Origin of the sequence: Bacillus sp. DNRA2, from assembly GCF_012843265.1 — a bacterium.
Lineage (GTDB): Bacteria > Bacillota > Bacilli > Bacillales > Cytobacillaceae > Bacillus_BU.
In genome coordinates this window covers 93,577-109,922 of the sequence record NZ_JABAIT010000004.1, presented here as the reverse complement: position 1 = coordinate 109,922, position 16,346 = coordinate 93,577, and the positions used below count along the sequence as shown (strand labels likewise).

Here is a 16,346-nt window from a genome sequence, read left to right as displayed (position 1 = left end):
AAATTCCTTACTTTCCGTGATTTCCATGGCTTATATCAAGACTTTCAACTTTTTCTGCTTGAATTGAAACCGGCGAAACGTTCGTGTTATTGTAATCCTTCACATTTAGTTCCATGTTAAGGGTTAATTCATGAAGCTTACCTTGTTTATCTTTACCAGTCACAATCGCTTTTACTGTTTGCTGTTCGATAATGTTTTGTCCATCAACTTTTGCCATCAAGTTAATTTGCTTAACCGTAATATCATGATCTAAAGCGGGCATTGTTGGTGTTAAGTGGAATTGTGTTCCATCATTTTCGATTCGATCCTGAAGCATCACTGAGTGTTTAATCATTAATGAGCTCAGCGCATTGGCAGCGAGCGGAATTTCTTTTCCAGTTAAGTCTAATTCAACTACCTTCACTCCATCTTTTGCTTCGTCAACGGTAATTTGCTGTTGCAGATTTTTCGTTAACACATCAATTAAGTTTTCCATATCATCTTGAAGTTCTAGACTAGCTTCACTGTGAGGGTTTTTTACTTCCGTTTTATAAATAACATCTTCGCCTACTTTTGAAATAAACCAAGCCCCATCCTGCTTATACATGTTCATTGTACTTGTGGCTTCTTCATTTGCCATTTCTGTTGTTACAGCGCTAACCGCTTTAGCAACATCAGTCTTGTACAACGAATTCATCTTAAATAAGGAATTGTCATTATCAGTTAGTTTAAAACTCATTTCCATTGTTGCACTATTAGCTTGATGAGTTTGTTTTAACGCTGATTTATAAAGCTCATAACCTGATGTGTTAGCAGAAATTGAATAAACACTACCTAGCAAAATTGCTCCACTCAGTCCGATCACACCTAAAGTTTTCTTCTTCATGTTCCTTCCTCCGATCTCAAAATTTAATACATTTACAGATTACAGAGGAGTTCTAAATGCTATATAAAATAAATCTTAAGTTTTTCTTAAATAATTTTTAGAATATAAAAAAACAGGGAAGTGAAGTACTTCCCTGCATTAATGGTGTATGACTATGGTGTGATCTCATTATTGGTTTGTAAAGGTAGAGCGGGAATCATGAATCATTCATTATGTTTTCTAAGTTGAGTCTTGTTGTCTTTACTATGATGCTCTTCTGTTGATAAATCACGGTGTATGCTGGTTGTAATCCTGATGCTTCTAAGTTGAATTCTTGATGCAAAGTCATGGTGTATTCATGCTGTTTTTCATGATGAATTCTATTCTTGGAAGTTATATCTTTGTTGCTCGTTGTGTCATGATGTTATCGCAAAGAAGTTTCTGATGTTGTTCATTAGTCGTGTCTTGTTGCAATTCATGTGATGTCTTACCTAGTTGTTTCAATTACTTATTCCCTCTACACTCAGTAATATACTATTTTGATATATTTAAAACAATGGTTTTCACACTTATTTCACATTTCGATAGTAGTAATTATGAATAAGCTGTGAACAGAGTATATCCATACATTTCCACTATTGATAAACGAATTCCAGAATTAAATAATGCTGTCAGACCATGTTACTTTTTTTATAAAAACAAGTGAATTTTCCACCTAATATTTTAATAACTTAGAATTTTTCGCTATAATACTGATTAATTATTAATATGATTAAGAGGGTGCAGAAATGGAGTATCACTTACAGGTCGTATCAGAAAACGCCATAATAGTTGAATTTGGAAATAAAATAGCCGAAACGACCCTTCAGGATATTCAATCAGTCACCTCGTACTTGGAAAACCATCCGTTTCCATGGATGGTTGAATTCGTACCTGCCTTTACCACTATCACAATTTATTTTGATCCATTAAAAATTTGGCAGTTAGCGCCAGATTATAAGCAGCTTCCATCCCAATACGCCCTTGAACAGATAGAGTTATTTCTTTCCAAGGTACAAACATTAAAAATTAGCGAACCAAGGAAAATCACGATTCCCGTATGCTACGGTGGGGAGTTTGGCCCTGATTTGGAATTCGTTGCAAAACATAACAATATAAGTACCGACGAGGTCATTAACATTCATGCAAACGGTGAATACATAGTCTATATGGTCGGATTCGCTCCTGGTTTTCCTTATTTAGGGGGACTATCAGAAAATATTTTTACACCACGAAAAAATACACCGAGATTGCTCATCCCAGAAGGATCCGTCGGAATTGCCGGCGGACAAACCGGTGTTTACCCAATCGATTCGCCTGGAGGCTGGCAAATTATCGGACAAACACCACTTAAGCTGTTTCGACCTGACCAACAAATCCCCAGTCTATTAAAGATGGGAGACCGGATTCATTTTATGCCAATTAGCTTTAAGGAATTTAGCAATTGGGAGGCTGACTAATGATCTTAACCATCCTTAAACCAGGACTGTTTACAAGTGTTCAAGATTTAGGCAGATATGGATTTCAACAATATGGAGTAATAACAAGTGGCGCAATGGACCAAATCGCTCATCGAATTTCCAATATATTAGTAGGTAATTCAGAACATGCTCCGACATTAGAAATAACAATGATTGGACCTAAGCTAAAGTTTAATCAAGATTGCCTTATTGCTATCTGTGGTGGTAAAGCGGAACCTAAAATCGACGGAGCCTCAATTAAATGCTGGCGCCCTGTTCTTGTTAAACAAGGAAGCGTTCTTGAGTTTGGCACAATTTCCGAAGGCTGTCGGGCCTACCTTGCTATTGCAGGTGGATTTAATATCCCGATCGTACTCAATAGTAGGTCAACTTACTTTAGAGCCAAACTTGGTGGCTTTAAAGGTCGCACTCTTAAAGCTGGTGACCAAATCTCGATCGATACACCAAGCGCACTTTCTAAACGCCTAATCAATACATTAAACAATAAACAGACACAAAAGCCTTTTCATGAAGCAAACTGGCTCATCAACTCAAGCATCGTCCCAAGCTATCGGGAGCACCCCTCGATTCGAGTCATAAAAGGGAGGCACTTTGACCTTTTTGATCAAGCAAGTCAAACTAAATTTTTTGAGAATACTTTCTCGATTTTACCCCAATCGGACCGGATGGGATATCGCCTGACAGGTCCTAGACTTAGCTTAACTGAGCAGCATGAAATGATTTCAGAAGCAGTCAGCTTTGGCACGATTCAAGTTCCCGCCGATGGTAATCCTATCATTCTTTTAGCCGATCACCAAACTACCGGTGGATATCCGAAAATTGGACAGATTGCAGCTGTAGATTTGCCATTAATTGCTCAGGCCAAACCAGGAACAAAGGTTAGATTTATTGAAATTACCCTTGCCCAAGCTCAACTACTGTTTTTGCAACGGGAACGGCTAATTTCAGAACTGAAACAAGGAATACAATCAAGATTTCGTTAAGGAGGAAATTTTCCATGCATATGGTTGATATAAATTGCGATATGGGTGAAAGCTTCGGGGCATACAGGATTGGAAATGACGAGGAAATCCTCGATTATGTTACTTCAGCCAATATCGCTTGCGGATTTCATGCCGGGGACCCTTCAACAATGCGCAAAACCGTCAAAATAGCATTGACGAAAAAAGTAGGCATTGGGGTTCATCCTGGCTTTCAAGATTTAGTAGGTTTTGGTAGAAGGAATATCGATATCTCTCCACAGGAGGCTTACGATTTAGTACTTTATCAAATCGGCGCCCTTCATGCCTTTGTAACATCAGAAGGCGGAAAACTCAATCATGTTAAACCGCATGGTGCCCTTTACAATATGGCTGCAAAAAATAAACATTTGGCTGAAGCTATCGCTGAAGCAGTTTACAAGGTAAATCCTGAATTAATTTTATTTGGACTTGCTGGTAGTGAGCTTGTGAAGGCTGGTGGAAATATTGGTCTTTTTACAGCTAGTGAAGTTTTTTCTGATCGGACCTACCAAACTGACGGGACATTAACACCTCGCAGTGAGGCTAACGCTCTTATTAAAGAACAGCAGACCGCTATTAATCAGGTCATTCAAATGGTAAAAACCGGAATGGTCACAACTACTAGCGGAACTATTGTCCCAATAAACGCAGATACTATTTGTATTCATGGTGACGGCAAGCATGCACTTCACTACGCCAAATCAATATCTGCTGCATTAATGGAAGCTGGAATTAACATTACTAAAATCGACCGTTTCATAAAAAAGTAATCATCAGTCGAGCATTACAGGTAGTTTTACCTGACCTAGTGTCCGCCCGAATTAACAGTCAAAGATGCTCCATTATTTATGGATGCTAAATCGTGCATTGCGAATCGTTTGGTTGACTACTTCAGAAAATACTAGTCCCATTGCAATTGCTCCTGACAACATCGTCGCCTTTGCCGCTAATGCAATCGCCGTATTATAATCATTTTCAACAAAATGGCGCATGGCATCGTAAGCCAACCCACCTGGAACTAGCGGGATGATTCCGGCAACACTAAAGATGATCACAGGACTTTTATAGAGCTTTGCAAAAATCTGACTGATGACAGCAACAAAAAAGGAAGCAGTCAATGTCGCCATAACGGCATTGACGCCATCCTTATCTAGCAAAACATAAATCAGCCACCCCACCATCCCTACCATGCCACATTTCAGCAAGGTTTGTTTGGGAACATTAAACAATATTCCGAAGCCGGCTGTTGAAATAAAACTCGTGATGAGTTGTTCAATAATCATCATAAATGCTTCCCCTTCTTCTGATTACTGTTTTATAAAAATGATAGAACAATTGCAATCCCTGAGCCGATGGCAGATGCCGTCAGCATCGCCTCTGCCCCTTTTGATAATCCCGAAACCAAATGGCCAGCCATCAAATCGCGCACGGCATTGGTCAGTAAAAGTCCAGGAACTAGTGGCATGACGGACCCAATGATAATCTTATCGAGCTCAGATCCTATCCCTATTTTCACAAAAAGAAGGGCAATTAACCCTAACAATAATGATGCTGTAAATTCTGCAAAGAACTTAATTGGTACTAATTTATGTAGATAAACTGAACTAAAATAGCCTAATCCACCTGCTATCAATGACGGGATAAAATCGCCCCATCCCCCTTTGAACATAATCAAAAAGCACCCGCTGGCAATTGCGGCGGCAACGGTCCGTGTCAATAATGAAAAGGAGTGATTGTCTCTTTCGATTTCCTTCAGTAGCTGATACGCTTCTTCAAGTTGAACCTCTTTTGCTGCGATTTTCCGAGATACACTATTGACTAAGGTTATCTTTCTTAAATCGGTGGTTCGGTCGGCAATTCGAATGAGTCTTGTCTTTGTTGGTTCGGCGCCTTCCGCTGAAAAAAAGATGCCCGTCGGCGTAACATAGCTATGGGTTTCGGGGATTCCGAGTGCCTTGGCAATCCGCATCATCGTGTCCTCAACCCGATAAGTTTCCGCCCCATTTTGCAGCATGATTTTTCCAGCTAATAAGCATAGGTCGAGTACTTCATAGGTTTGTTCTATTTGTTGTTCCATTTTGATCTCCCTGTGTTTTCTATATCACAATAATAGTAGTGTAGCCTAAGAAGGCTTATTGAACAATAATGACTCGGAGAAATTAACATTTGTCTAGATATACTTTTAAAAATTCATAAAATTGTCAGATTTGCCAGTTATGATAATATCAACAAAACGAAAAGGTGGTCTTCAAATGGAAAGATTCAAATTTGTATTTACAGGTATTACAGGAGTTGTTGCAACAGCTATGCTTGTGTTATTGGGTGGATTATTTTAATAAAGCATTTCTCCCAAACCTCTCAACTTTCGACAAATATATAAACATATTTCATCCCCTACCAATTTGAGCTAAGGAAACATAGTTTTTCCTTAGCTCTTTCTTTTTTTCTGCAATTTTTTCAGACATTTTTCATGTTGGAGGGGTAATCTACAAACAACGAAGTATACGAGGGGGCTTTTTTATGAAAACTTTGCAAATGGTGCTCATGGCATTATTGTTTGTGTTTGCTTTGAATTTTGTTACAACGGGGAATAACCTTGTCTCTGCAGATGATGATGATGATAAAAAGTATGAACAATATGAGGGCGGCGAGGAACGTGGAGAGGATAGTCCTTACGAGGATTTAGGCAAAACGGTCGGTTGGGGGACAGTGATTGCAATGGGGACTGCCGGAATCATCTTCCCGCTTAGACGATCAATGAAAGCAGTGACAACGAATTTTCCTGAAGCAAAAAAGGGCTTTATTGCACTTACCAAGTTTTTTGGAAAATTTCATATTCCGATTGGAATCATCGCTCTAGGTTTAAGTATTTTTCATGGTATTACAATGTATTTAAGCGAGGGTGAACTAGAAAGTGAAGGTATCATCGGACTTGGATCTGTCGTGTTAATGGCAATCGCCGGTATCGTTGGTGCAGTATTATTCAAAAATAAAAAAGCAAAGAGCCTTCGAACAACCCATACGATTTTAATCGCATTCGCATTGTTAATAGGAGCTGTTCATATTTTCGCCTCTTAACTAGAGATTGATAGGGACACCAGAGACCTTATTTTCTTGAAAATATCAAATTTTGAATTTTAAAGGACTCAGAATACCTTATTTGCCTTTTTACTCGTGCCAGAGCATGATTTTTTCCAAAATAAGGACCTGCGTGTCCGCTTCTACTCCAAAACTTGTTCATTTTCACGATATAAGGTATTCTGTGTCCCCTCCATCTTCTTAGTTGTCTAAAAGTTTATTTCAATAGCTTCGATATTTCACTCTTTAAGATTCCTTTTTTCTCCCATTCCTTAACTTGTTCCTCGGACTTATCGAGCAGTTTGCTGACAATATCCATGCTGTGCTCTCCAAGCTTAGGAGGCGGAGTCTGATTCTTCTGCTTTAAATCACCGTGCATTTTCACTTGCTCATCCTCCCACTCAGCCTTGTACACATTTTGATTTCCATAACCCTTAAGTTCATTAATCTCAAGGATTGGGGTCAAACAGCAGTCCACTTCTCGACCAAACACTGCCCATTCCTCCAATGTTTTTTGTAAAAATAAATCTTTAACCTCAAGGTAAACTGGGTTACCTTCATTAGCCTCTGTGCCATGCGCGCTAATCCATTCTGGATGATAAACTGCCTGACAAAAGTTTTCCCAGAATTTGAATTCTAATGCACCGAAGCCCACAAAGCGCTTATCCTTGGTTGGGTAAATGGCGTAGGAAATCATTGTTCCATTTAATACAGACAGCCCCTGCTGAAATCCCGTTTCTTCCGCCACAATCGCATGATTGACCATAATGGAGGTCATCACATCAGTAACTGAAATTGAATGATAACTTCCCTTGCCAGTTTGTAGCTTGGCAATTATTCCAGCAAGAATCCGTTCACTTGCCGCAAAAGCTCCGATATAATCAGCAAAAGTTATCGTTGGATGGATGGGCTCACCGTGACTATTTTTCATTTGTGAGAGGACTCCACTCAACGATAAAAAATTGAGATCGTGGCTGCCCAATTTGCTAAGCTCCCCCTCCTGACCATAGCCAGTAATCGAGCAATAGACGATATCATTTTTGAGTTCCTTAGCAGCTTCATAGCCCAATCCAAGCTTGTCCATCACACCAGGACGAAAGCTTTCAACAACGACATCCGCTTTCTTGATTAGTTGTTGTACAATTTCTTTCCCTTCTGCTGTCTTCAGGTTCACAGCGATGCTTTTTTTGTTGCGGTTCATTGCTCTGAATACAGGTCCTTCCTTATCACCGATCATTTCGGTAGATCTAGCTAAATCGCCTGATAAAGATTCAATTTTAATCACCTCTGCACCAAGTTCTGCTAATCGCAGTGTTGCAAAGGGACCCGGAATATAATTACTGAAATCTAAAATTCTAATATTCGATAGCATTCGTGTTTGCCTACCCTTCAATTTAGTGTCGAACTCGTTCCAAAAATAGAAATATGTCTTTATTTTACAATAAATTTACTGATTTTTTAGAAAATTTAATACCCAAACATTCGACAGCTTTTTTTGACAGGATTTTCGGTAGGCACTTTCAAAAGGGGGGGCTGACAGGATGAGGACGGTGGGCGTGGGACGGTGGGACGGTGGGCGGACAGTTAGACGGAGAATTTCCGCTTAATTAGAAATTATTAATAAAATAGGCCTAAATAGGCGGAGAATTTCCGCCTATTTACACAAAAGGAGCGAAATTAGGAGATTTTGCTAAGCATAACCGGAAAAACTCCGCTTATTTGCCCCGAACCGAGCTCCTTTTTATATTTAAGCGGAAAAACTCCGCTTATCGTCCTCCGTCTTATCAATAGATTAAGAATTAAAAACGAAAACTCGCCCAATTACTACGGCGAGTTTCACTTCTCTTATTCTTATTTATTTAATTGTCTTTCGTAGATCTTCAAATTTGCATAAATCGTTTCAAGAACTGGAACAGGTATCTGATGCTCGTTTGCTTTGGCAATTAAATAGCCTTGTAAATGATCCGCTTCGATTGATAAGCCTTTTTCCATATCACGCTGCATCGAGGATTTCATTTCTGGACCAACTTTATAAAATTTACCCAACTCAACCTCAACGGCATTTTCAGCAAGCGGTGCTTCCATTTTGTTCATAACTGCAGCTATTTCATTAAACAAACGTTTGATTAATTCCGCACCGGTTGGCTCCTCGCGAATCGGACCCATTGGCGCTCGCATTAATGTGGTTACGCCGGACATCGCCGTAATAAACATATATTTGTGCCACATTTCTTGCATGATATTTTGCCTTAAACGGAAGTTAGCCTTCGCTCCATCAAAAGTTGACGCAAGTTTTTGAACCCGCTCAGTTAACTCCCCACTGCGCTCACCAAACATTAATGTATGGGCAGGACTAGTTTGAACAACATCGCCTTCACCATTTAAAGTAGACTCAATAAAGCACAAGCCACCTAATACTTTTTCTTCACCAAACGTCTCGATTAATTTTTCAACTTGAATAATTCCGTTTAATAGCGGGACAATCATCGTATTTTCACCAACATATGGCTTAATGCTATCGATTGCTCCTTGGAGGTGATAGGCTTTCGTAGAGAGTAGAATGACATCAAAAGCTTCCACTTCGTCTCCGGCCGAGATGGTTTTTGGCTGAAGTGTAACATCACCGTTTACACTCTTGATGACAAGTCCATTTTTTTCTATTTGCTTTTTGCGATTTTCTCTTACTAAAAAAGTGACATCTTCGCCTTTTTCAACTAAACGACCTCCAAAATAACCGCCTACGGCTCCTGCTCCAACAACTAAAACTCTCATTATATACCTCCTAATATTATTAGTTAGTTTTACAACTTTTCAATAATCCAATTATAAAGGTAATACTCATTTATATTATATGGTTATGTAAACTATCGGCAAAATAATTAAAGCAGGGGTCTACTTCCCCTGCTTCATTCTAGGAATTCAGTACATCTTTCAAATAACTGCAATATCCTGAAATATTATGCTCCACATCATCAATTCTACAACGGAACGAATGATGGCGAATAAAGAATCCGTTTAAAATTTTGCCTGGGTTTGCAAAATACATCGCTACCTCTGGGTAGAAAAACCCGTTTAATTGATGATGTGCACGATGGTGAATTACCGATAAGAGCTGATCTTCGTCGAAATCTGCCAGCATTGAATGTTTGTTTAATTCTTTCATTCTATTTATCATTTTGTATGCTGCAGTTGTTAATTCCAAAAACGTTGGATAAGTGGTTTCTCTCTCCATCATAAATGTGAGCTTATCCTTAACATTTTCTAATCCAAAGCGGAAATATTGGTCAAGTGGTCGATAGCGCGTTAATTCATTGGTACAATAGCTTAGCCAATGATCGTGATGCTTCCAATAATTATTTTTAATAAAAAATAAAAATGCCTTTTCAACTATTTCAAGCCATTTCGGATTTCGATCAAGCTCATATAATCTCATTAAAGCAAAAGCCGCTTCTCCATCATAGTAAATTATTCGGAATGCTTCTTTAAGTGATAAATCTGGATTTAAAATATGTACAAATTGCCCTGTTTCTTGGTTCTGCATTTTCGCAATGCCCGTTGCCAATTGCTGCATCAACGGTAGATACCTCTCATCTTTAAATACCTTTGTATATTTTGAATATGCTAGAATAGCTGCGGCATTGGCCCCCAATTTTATTTCAGAATCACTTGATTTTTCCAAAACGTAAGCCAACGTTTGACCATCCTGTTCATATGTTGCGATAGACTCCTGTTCAAGATACTCAAGTGCTTGTTCGATAGGCTGAATCAAGTTCGGAGTTTGGGTCATTTCGTAAGCTTCAATTATGGAATAAGTAGAGCTGGCATGACGCAGTATATTGTAAAAGCTAATCTTTTTATCGTAGCAAGGAAAGTAACCATAGCAATACTTTCCATCTTTTTGAACTTGATTAGCAAGGTATTCTGATGATTTTCTAATGATATCTAGAGCAGTTTCATGAGTTAAGGTCGGAACGCTCCTTCTCCCATTGCTTAATTGAGAAGTTTCAAGCTCAATTAATTCACCATTATAAAAAAAGCTGACAGTGGTAAATAACGTAATCCCTTTTACGGTATTAAAGTTTATTTTGCCTTTCATGTTCCGAAAATGATTACAATAGTAATTCATGTTGTCCTCACTCAAATGAGCACGATTATGCTCTTTATCCAACTTGATAAAAGCATTTCCATTTACCTCTTGTTCTAGGAATGCCAAATTAAAATCCGGATCTAGTGAAATTCCAAATCTGAAATAGTTTGATCTTGTTTTGGTTATTTTTAAAATAAAGTCTTGGATAGTGATATCTTCTCGTTGTGTGACGATATCAGCTTTAATCCAATCCGACTTTAATTTTTGTTTCTTGATTAATTTCCCAGCTTTATCTGATGCATTTTTCCAAGCTGTTTCAAGTTGATTTGCTGTTCCGCTGAATACTACTGCCCGCCGATTCGGACTCCCGATTGAGAGAAAAATTGTCACTTTTTGTTCTATCGCTAATTGTCTTTGCAGGTTTTCAAGGTGAGGGGATAGCATTTCTTTGAATGCTTTAATATTTTGCTTAAATACTTCTAGCTCGCCAGATTGGTTGACCTTCAATTTTGTTTTCATATTATCTATCACCTCTTTTAAAAGAAAAATAGCAAATACCCACAAATGTTCTGTGGGTATTTGCAATGCCTTTAGTTTGTTTCCTTACGCTTGAACAATCTTGAGGCTAGTCCCATCAATAAAGTTGCCAAACCGAGCAAGCCTAGGTTTCCAGTATTGGTTGCAGTATTTGGAAGTTTATTAGCTGGTGCTTTTCCGGCGTTATTGTCAGCAGGTTTAACAACTGGCTTATCTGCTGGTTTGTCAGCTGGTTTATCGGCCGGTTTATCATCGTCAGCATCGGCATCTGCATCCGCATCTGCATCCGCATCTGCGTCAGCGTCGGCATCAGCGTCAGCGTCGGCATCCGCATCTGCGTCAGCATCGGCATCGGCGTCAGCGTCTGCGTCAGCATCTGCGTCAGCATCTGCGTCAGCATCTGCATCTGCATCTGCGTCAGCATCTGCATCTGCATCTGCGTCGGCATCCGCATCCGCATCTGCATCTGCGTCAGCATCGGCATCGGCATCGGCGTCAGCATCGGCATCGGCATCGGCGTCAGCGTCTGCGTCAGCATCGGCATCTGCATCCGCGTCAGCATCTGCGTCCGCGTCAGCATCTGCATCTGCGTCAGCATCTGCATCCGCATCTGCATCGGCATCTGCATCTGCGTCAGCATCTGCATCTGCATCTGCGTCAGCATCGGCATCCGCATCGGCATCGGCATCGGCATCGGCGTCAGCATCGGCATCCGCATCGGCATCGGCATCGGCATCTGCATCCGCATCTGCGTCAGCATCCGCATCGGCATCTGCGTCCGCGTCAGCATCGGCATCGGCGTCAGCATCGGCGTCAGCATCGGCATCCGCATCGGCATCTGCATCGGCGTCAGCATCCGCATCTGCATCGGCGTCAGCATCGGCATCTGCATCCGCGTCAGCATCTGCATCTGCGTCAGCGTCTGCGTCAGCATCAGCGTCAGCATCGGCATCTGCATCGGCGTCAGCATCTGCATCGGCGTCAGCATCTGCATCTGCGTCGGCATCCGCATCCGCATCTGCATCGGCGTCAGCATCTGCGTCAGCATCTGCGTCAGCATCTGCGTCGGCATCTGCGTCGGCATCCGCATCGGCGTCAGCATCTGCGTCAGCATCGGCATCGGCATCAGCGTCAGCGTCAGCGTCAGCATCAGCGTCAGCGTCAGCATCAGCGTCAGCATCAGCATCAGCGTCAGCATCCGCATCTGCATCAGCATCCGCGTCAGCATCCGCATCTGCATCAGCGTCAGCGTCAGCATCAGCGTCAGCATCCGCATCTGCATCAGCGTCGGCGTCAGCATCTGCATCAGAATCATCTATATCGAATCCCCAAGTATTATCTGTTTCAATGCCAATATCAACGAATACATTTGCTTTTAGCGAAGTAGCTACAAAATCATAACTTCCTGGTTCAAGTTCACTTGGATTAATTGGTAAAAGAATATCTAATTCAAAATCCACAAAATTACCAGCTAAATTAACGTTATCAAATAGGATAAAATTAATTGTATTCGTTTCAGGATTTACTACAATGTCCTGTACAGCGCCTGCGAATTCATTAGCAAAAGGATCCATTGGAACAACTAACATCGCGCCAAATGTATCCTGTTTTGAAAACTTAAACTGCGCCTCAATTTGATTAATAAAATTTTCGTCTTGTAATAAATGATTCAATTGTGCTGGCATTTTAATGCTTATCGTCGGTGTAGTAAGTGCCAATGCCAATGTTTGAACATCACCATGGAATTTAAGCGAGACATTCTCTATTCCCTTAACTCCATCTAACTTTTGGTGATCAAAAACTGTTGCACTTGCCGACATAGGTTGGGCTGCAAAAGCCCCAGCATCAATCAATAGAGACCTTGTTTCTTTCACAGCAGCCCCGGCATTTTGTGGTGTTATCGCTAAGGTCGTTGTAGCTAAAACTGCGGCTACACGCATCGTTAATGCGACCTTTCGCTTATTCATCCTTTTTTTGTAATCAACATTTTTCTTGCTCACTAATAAACCCCTCCCCAGAATTTATGTGATTTTAGTCACTATCACAGCCATAATAGGCATAATATTCTGTTGTTTCAATGTTGAAATTGGATTATTTTGTTAAAATATACGGTTATTTGTAAAAATTACTGAAATTGTCACATTTTAACAAAATTTTCACCAATTTATACAACTTAAAACACCAAAAACTCCATACGACGTTTTCCTCTTTTACAAACACAAAAAGAGCAGAGGAAATTCCCCTGCTCTTGAAAAAATCATTCTTTATTCAGCTAATTTCTTAAACCCAATCATCTTAATAACCATTCCGACTAATAAAGTTAACAAACCAATTAAGCCGATATTTGCAATGTTTGTATTTGTGATTGGTAATAAACCACCTAATCCACCGCCAGCAGTACCTGTGCCTGTTCCCGGATTACCTCCTGGTTGGTCACCAGTTGTACCACCATTATTACCACCGTTATTTCCGCCTGGATTCGTTCCATTGTTGTCATCGTCTTTTGAACAACTACCCTTTGGAAAAGTTACAGGAACATTCAAAGCAGCTGCCTGTGATTCCAAAACAGAGACATCAATAAATGCATTGGATGTATACGCATTAAACGTATATTCATTATCTGTAGCACACGGGAGCTTATCTAGAGCGATTTCAAGTTTAAAATTATACACAGACTTTGGTAATAATTCTAAGCGAAGTAAATCAGCATAATTCATATAAACGCTATTAGTTGCCGTATCAATATGAATTTGATCCTCTGTAAATGATCCTTTTCTATCTAACAGTCTAATTCCAAGTACCTCTACTAAAGGTACATCATATGATGCGGATAATGACTTTTTAAAATTAGGATCCTTTAACAAGCTAGCAAATTCATCTGGCATTTTAAAAACAACTTTAATATTTTCCAAAACACCAAGATCAAGTGCACCTTCACCACTGTAATTTAAGGTTATCTTTTTAGATTTGGAATCCAATGAAGTTGGTGTTCCAGTTAATTTTTGGTTAGTTAATAAAGTTGCATTCACTACTCCTGATGTGCCACCTTGACCTCCTTGACCATTTGGTAACACCTCAACACTTACACCTGGATTTAATACGCCTACATTTGCCACGGGTGTGTTAACAGAAACGCCTGGATTGAGAACTCCAACATTTCCAACTGGAGTTTTTACAACGGCGCCCTTATCTTGTGGCTCAACTGAAACTGGTAATCCACCTGGATTTTGTAACCCTCCAGGCACTACTTGATCAACTGTTTTCACAACACCAGAAACCACTCCACTGACAGGAGTTAAAATGGGTTCAGTTACTGTTGATACAGTTCCGACTGGATCTTTAACTACACCTGTTACCGTGCCGACTGGATCCTTCAAAGTACTATCGACAATTCCTGTTACCTTCGATGTCGTATCAGTAATGCCTTTGGTTAAATCTCCCAGTAATGCTGCTGACGTTTGAATTGGAGCAAATACAATCGATGCTGCCGTAAATAGCGCAGTAACCTTTACTGCTAAAACTTTTCCCCGACTTCCTCTTGACTTACCGTAAACTTTCTTGCTCAATTTCTTAACCTCCCCCAAGGTTTGTGATATATATCACTCGAATAGATAATAGATATAATTTTCTGTCGAATCAAGCGATTCTGAAAAGTAATAGCAGTGTTTTTTTAATATTTCGATAAAATTTAAAAAAGTTGACACAATTGCCCTATTTTGCTGTAAAATATTACTATATATAGTTATATTTTACCAAAATTAAAACTCATCAACACTGTATTTATATTACTTTTCGGCTATTTTTCTTGATTTTTCAATAAAAATAGGAACAGCACTTTGCTGTTCCTTATTAGTGTAAAATATTAAATTATATTATTTTAAAATATTTAAAGCACCTTGCTCAAGAACGCCTTTGTTCTATCCTGCTGCGGATTTTCAAACAGCTCCGCTGGTATGTTTTCTTCAACAATGAAGCCTCCATCCATGAATATCACGCGATCGCCTACTTCACGAGCAAATCCCATTTCATGAGTTACAACGACCATCGTCATCCCTTCCTTGGCAAGTTGCTTCATAACCTCAAGGACCTCGCCAACCATTTCAGGGTCAAGCGCAGACGTAGGTTCGTCAAACAACATAATCTTCGGCCCCATTGCTAACGCACGAGCAATCGCTACTCGCTGCTTTTGACCGCCAGATAATGAATCAGGAAATGCATGAGCTTTATCTTCCAAGCCAACCTTACGAAGCAGCTCCATCCCAATCGCTTCTGCCTTTTCTTTAGCCATCTTTCTTACCTTTATCGGAGATAGAGTGATATTGTCTATTACACTTTTATGCGGAAATAAATTAAATTGCTGGAATACCATTCCGACCTCTGTGCGGATTTTATTTATGTCCGTTTTTTTGTCAGAAATGTCCACACCTTCGATGTAAATATGTCCTCCACTGATTGTCTCAAGTAGATTGATACATCTCAAGAAGGTTGATTTACCTGAACCGGATGGACCAATTACCACGACAACTTCTTTTTCTTTTACATGGGCATTAATATCCTTTAAAACTTCATGGTTCCCAAAGGACTTCTTTAATTTTTCTACTTTAATCATTCTGTTTTCAACCTTCTTTCAAGGAGGTTAAGTAGCCCTGTTAATGACATAGTCAGTACTAAGTAAATGAGTGCAGCCATTAAGTACGGCTCCCAAACGCGGTAATACTGACCTGCCATCGCTCTTCCCCAGTACATAAGTTCCGGGGCTGCAATTACTGCCGCTAATGATGATTCTTTGATAAGAGTAACAAATTCATTACCAAGTGGTGGAATCATTCGTTTTACTGCTTGAGGTAAAATAACATATCGCATCGCTTGAACGTGATTCATTCCAAGCGAACGCGCTGCTTCCATTTGCCCATTATCAATTGACTGAATTCCAGCACGGAAGATTTCTGAAATATAGGCAGCTGAATTTAGAGATAAGGCTACAATTGCTGCAATGACAGCATTTGTTTCCCCTGTAAAGAGCGGTACCACCCCAAAGTGAATGAGTAATATTTGTACGAATAATGGCGTTCCACGGAAAAAAGTAATATAAATATCAAATGGAAAAGCGAGAATTTTGTTTCTCATCATTTTTCCAAGTCCTATCATTAAACCTAATACTGTACCAATCAAGATTCCTGCTAACGAAAAACCAATTGTCAGAAGTGTCCCTTTAACGAAAAACGGGGCATATTCTGCAATGATATCAAACCTGAAATCCATTGTTCACCCTCCTTTTA

14 protein-coding genes are annotated in these 16,346 nt (G+C 39.8%); 4 read left to right on the top strand and 10 right to left on the bottom strand.

The genetic code is table 11. From position 1 onward, the window contains the following. Positions 1-7: 7 nt before the first annotated feature. Positions 8-865 carry a hypothetical protein gene (locus HHO41_RS05425; protein WP_169096261.1) on the bottom strand — a complete coding sequence of 286 codons (858 nt, stop codon included), beginning with the start codon at positions 863-865 and terminating at the stop codon, positions 8-10. Positions 866-1,632: 767 nt separating this feature from the next. Between HHO41_RS05425 and pxpB the strand changes: the two genes are divergently transcribed. The 3 genes from pxpB to HHO41_RS05410 are packed head-to-tail and all read left to right on the top strand — an operon-like array spanning position 1,633 to position 4,135. After that, the gene (pxpB, locus tag HHO41_RS05420; protein WP_169096259.1) at positions 1,633-2,343 is read left to right on the top strand and encodes a 5-oxoprolinase subunit PxpB; all 711 of its coding nucleotides are present in this window, start codon (positions 1,633-1,635) and stop codon (positions 2,341-2,343) included. Then, complete coding sequence (locus tag HHO41_RS05415) at positions 2,343-3,347, top strand: 5-oxoprolinase subunit C family protein (RefSeq protein ID WP_211171047.1); 1,005 nt, start codon at positions 2,343-2,345, stop codon at positions 3,345-3,347. Before pxpB ends, HHO41_RS05415 begins: the two co-directional genes overlap by 1 nt. 14 nt (positions 3,348-3,361) lie before the next feature. Then, a complete protein-coding gene (locus HHO41_RS05410) occupies positions 3,362-4,135 on the top strand; it encodes a LamB/YcsF family protein (protein WP_169096258.1) in 774 nt (257 codons plus the stop codon). Between the two features lie 72 nt (positions 4,136-4,207). On the opposite strand, the gene HHO41_RS05405 is transcribed toward HHO41_RS05410, so the two are convergent. After that, complete coding sequence (locus tag HHO41_RS05405) at positions 4,208-4,651, bottom strand: threonine/serine exporter family protein (RefSeq protein WP_169096256.1); 444 nt, start codon at positions 4,649-4,651, stop codon at positions 4,208-4,210. Between the two features lie 29 nt (positions 4,652-4,680). Further along, positions 4,681-5,442 (bottom strand): threonine/serine exporter family protein, encoded by a 762-nt coding sequence (locus HHO41_RS05400; protein WP_169096254.1) that lies wholly within the window; start codon positions 5,440-5,442, stop codon positions 4,681-4,683. Positions 5,443-5,885: 443 nt separating this feature from the next. Between HHO41_RS05400 and HHO41_RS05395 the strand changes: the two genes are divergently transcribed. After that, entirely contained in the window at positions 5,886-6,443 is a 558-nt protein-coding gene (locus HHO41_RS05395) for a hypothetical protein (protein ID WP_169096252.1), read from the top strand. A 217-nt stretch (positions 6,444-6,660) separates the two neighbouring features. Here HHO41_RS05395 and HHO41_RS05390 read toward each other — a convergent pair whose 3' ends face one another. The 7 genes from HHO41_RS05390 to HHO41_RS05360 form a co-directional block, all read right to left on the bottom strand. Further along, positions 6,661-7,815: a CaiB/BaiF CoA transferase family protein gene (locus HHO41_RS05390; protein WP_169096250.1), complete on the bottom strand. Its 1,155-nt coding sequence runs from the start codon at positions 7,813-7,815 to the stop codon at positions 6,661-6,663. A 479-nt stretch (positions 7,816-8,294) separates the two neighbouring features. Beyond that, the gene (gene panE / locus HHO41_RS05385; RefSeq protein ID WP_169096248.1) at positions 8,295-9,215 is read right to left on the bottom strand and encodes a 2-dehydropantoate 2-reductase; all 921 of its coding nucleotides are present in this window, start codon (positions 9,213-9,215) and stop codon (positions 8,295-8,297) included. Between the two features lie 139 nt (positions 9,216-9,354). Beyond that, positions 9,355-11,049 carry a hypothetical protein gene (locus tag HHO41_RS05380; protein ID WP_169096246.1) on the bottom strand — a complete coding sequence of 565 codons (1,695 nt, stop codon included), beginning with the start codon at positions 11,047-11,049 and terminating at the stop codon, positions 9,355-9,357. Between the two features lie 71 nt (positions 11,050-11,120). After that, positions 11,121-13,067 (bottom strand): LPXTG cell wall anchor domain-containing protein, encoded by a 1,947-nt coding sequence (locus HHO41_RS22230; RefSeq protein ID WP_211171046.1) that lies wholly within the window; start codon positions 13,065-13,067, stop codon positions 11,121-11,123. Between the two features lie 264 nt (positions 13,068-13,331). Further along, entirely contained in the window at positions 13,332-14,633 is a 1,302-nt protein-coding gene (locus HHO41_RS05370) for a hypothetical protein (RefSeq protein ID WP_169096244.1), read from the bottom strand. 320 nt (positions 14,634-14,953) lie between these two features. Beyond that, the gene (locus HHO41_RS05365; RefSeq protein WP_169096242.1) at positions 14,954-15,676 is read right to left on the bottom strand and encodes an amino acid ABC transporter ATP-binding protein; all 723 of its coding nucleotides are present in this window, start codon (positions 15,674-15,676) and stop codon (positions 14,954-14,956) included. Continuing rightward, positions 15,673-16,329: an amino acid ABC transporter permease gene (locus HHO41_RS05360; protein WP_169096240.1), complete on the bottom strand. Its 657-nt coding sequence runs from the start codon at positions 16,327-16,329 to the stop codon at positions 15,673-15,675. The genes HHO41_RS05365 and HHO41_RS05360 overlap by 4 nt, the downstream gene beginning before the upstream one ends. Positions 16,330-16,346: the final 17 nt, after the last annotated feature.

Excerpts from the sequence above, each read along its gene's own strand:
- HHO41_RS05400 (WP_169096254.1), bottom strand. The coding sequence starts at position 5,442 with ATGGAACAACAAATAGAACAAACCTATGAAGTACTCGACCTATGCTTA.
- HHO41_RS05365 (WP_169096242.1), bottom strand. The coding sequence starts at position 15,676 with ATGATTAAAGTAGAAAAATTAAAGAAGTCCTTTGGGAACCATGAAGTT.
- panE (WP_169096248.1), bottom strand. The coding sequence starts at position 9,215 with ATGAGAGTTTTAGTTGTTGGAGCAGGAGCCGTAGGCGGTTATTTTGGA.
- HHO41_RS05425 (WP_169096261.1), bottom strand. The coding sequence starts at position 865 with ATGAAGAAGAAAACTTTAGGTGTGATCGGACTGAGTGGAGCAATTTTG.
- HHO41_RS05410 (WP_169096258.1), top strand. The coding sequence starts at position 3,362 with ATGCATATGGTTGATATAAATTGCGATATGGGTGAAAGCTTCGGGGCA.
- HHO41_RS05360 (WP_169096240.1), bottom strand. The coding sequence starts at position 16,329 with ATGGATTTCAGGTTTGATATCATTGCAGAATATGCCCCGTTTTTCGTT.
- HHO41_RS05390 (WP_169096250.1), bottom strand. The coding sequence starts at position 7,815 with ATGCTATCGAATATTAGAATTTTAGATTTCAGTAATTATATTCCGGGT.
- HHO41_RS05380 (WP_169096246.1), bottom strand. The coding sequence starts at position 11,049 with ATGAAAACAAAATTGAAGGTCAACCAATCTGGCGAGCTAGAAGTATTT.
- HHO41_RS05405 (WP_169096256.1), bottom strand. The coding sequence starts at position 4,651 with ATGATGATTATTGAACAACTCATCACGAGTTTTATTTCAACAGCCGGC.
- HHO41_RS05395 (WP_169096252.1), top strand. The coding sequence starts at position 5,886 with ATGAAAACTTTGCAAATGGTGCTCATGGCATTATTGTTTGTGTTTGCT.
- pxpB (WP_169096259.1), top strand. The coding sequence starts at position 1,633 with ATGGAGTATCACTTACAGGTCGTATCAGAAAACGCCATAATAGTTGAA.
- HHO41_RS05415 (WP_211171047.1), top strand. The coding sequence starts at position 2,343 with ATGATCTTAACCATCCTTAAACCAGGACTGTTTACAAGTGTTCAAGAT.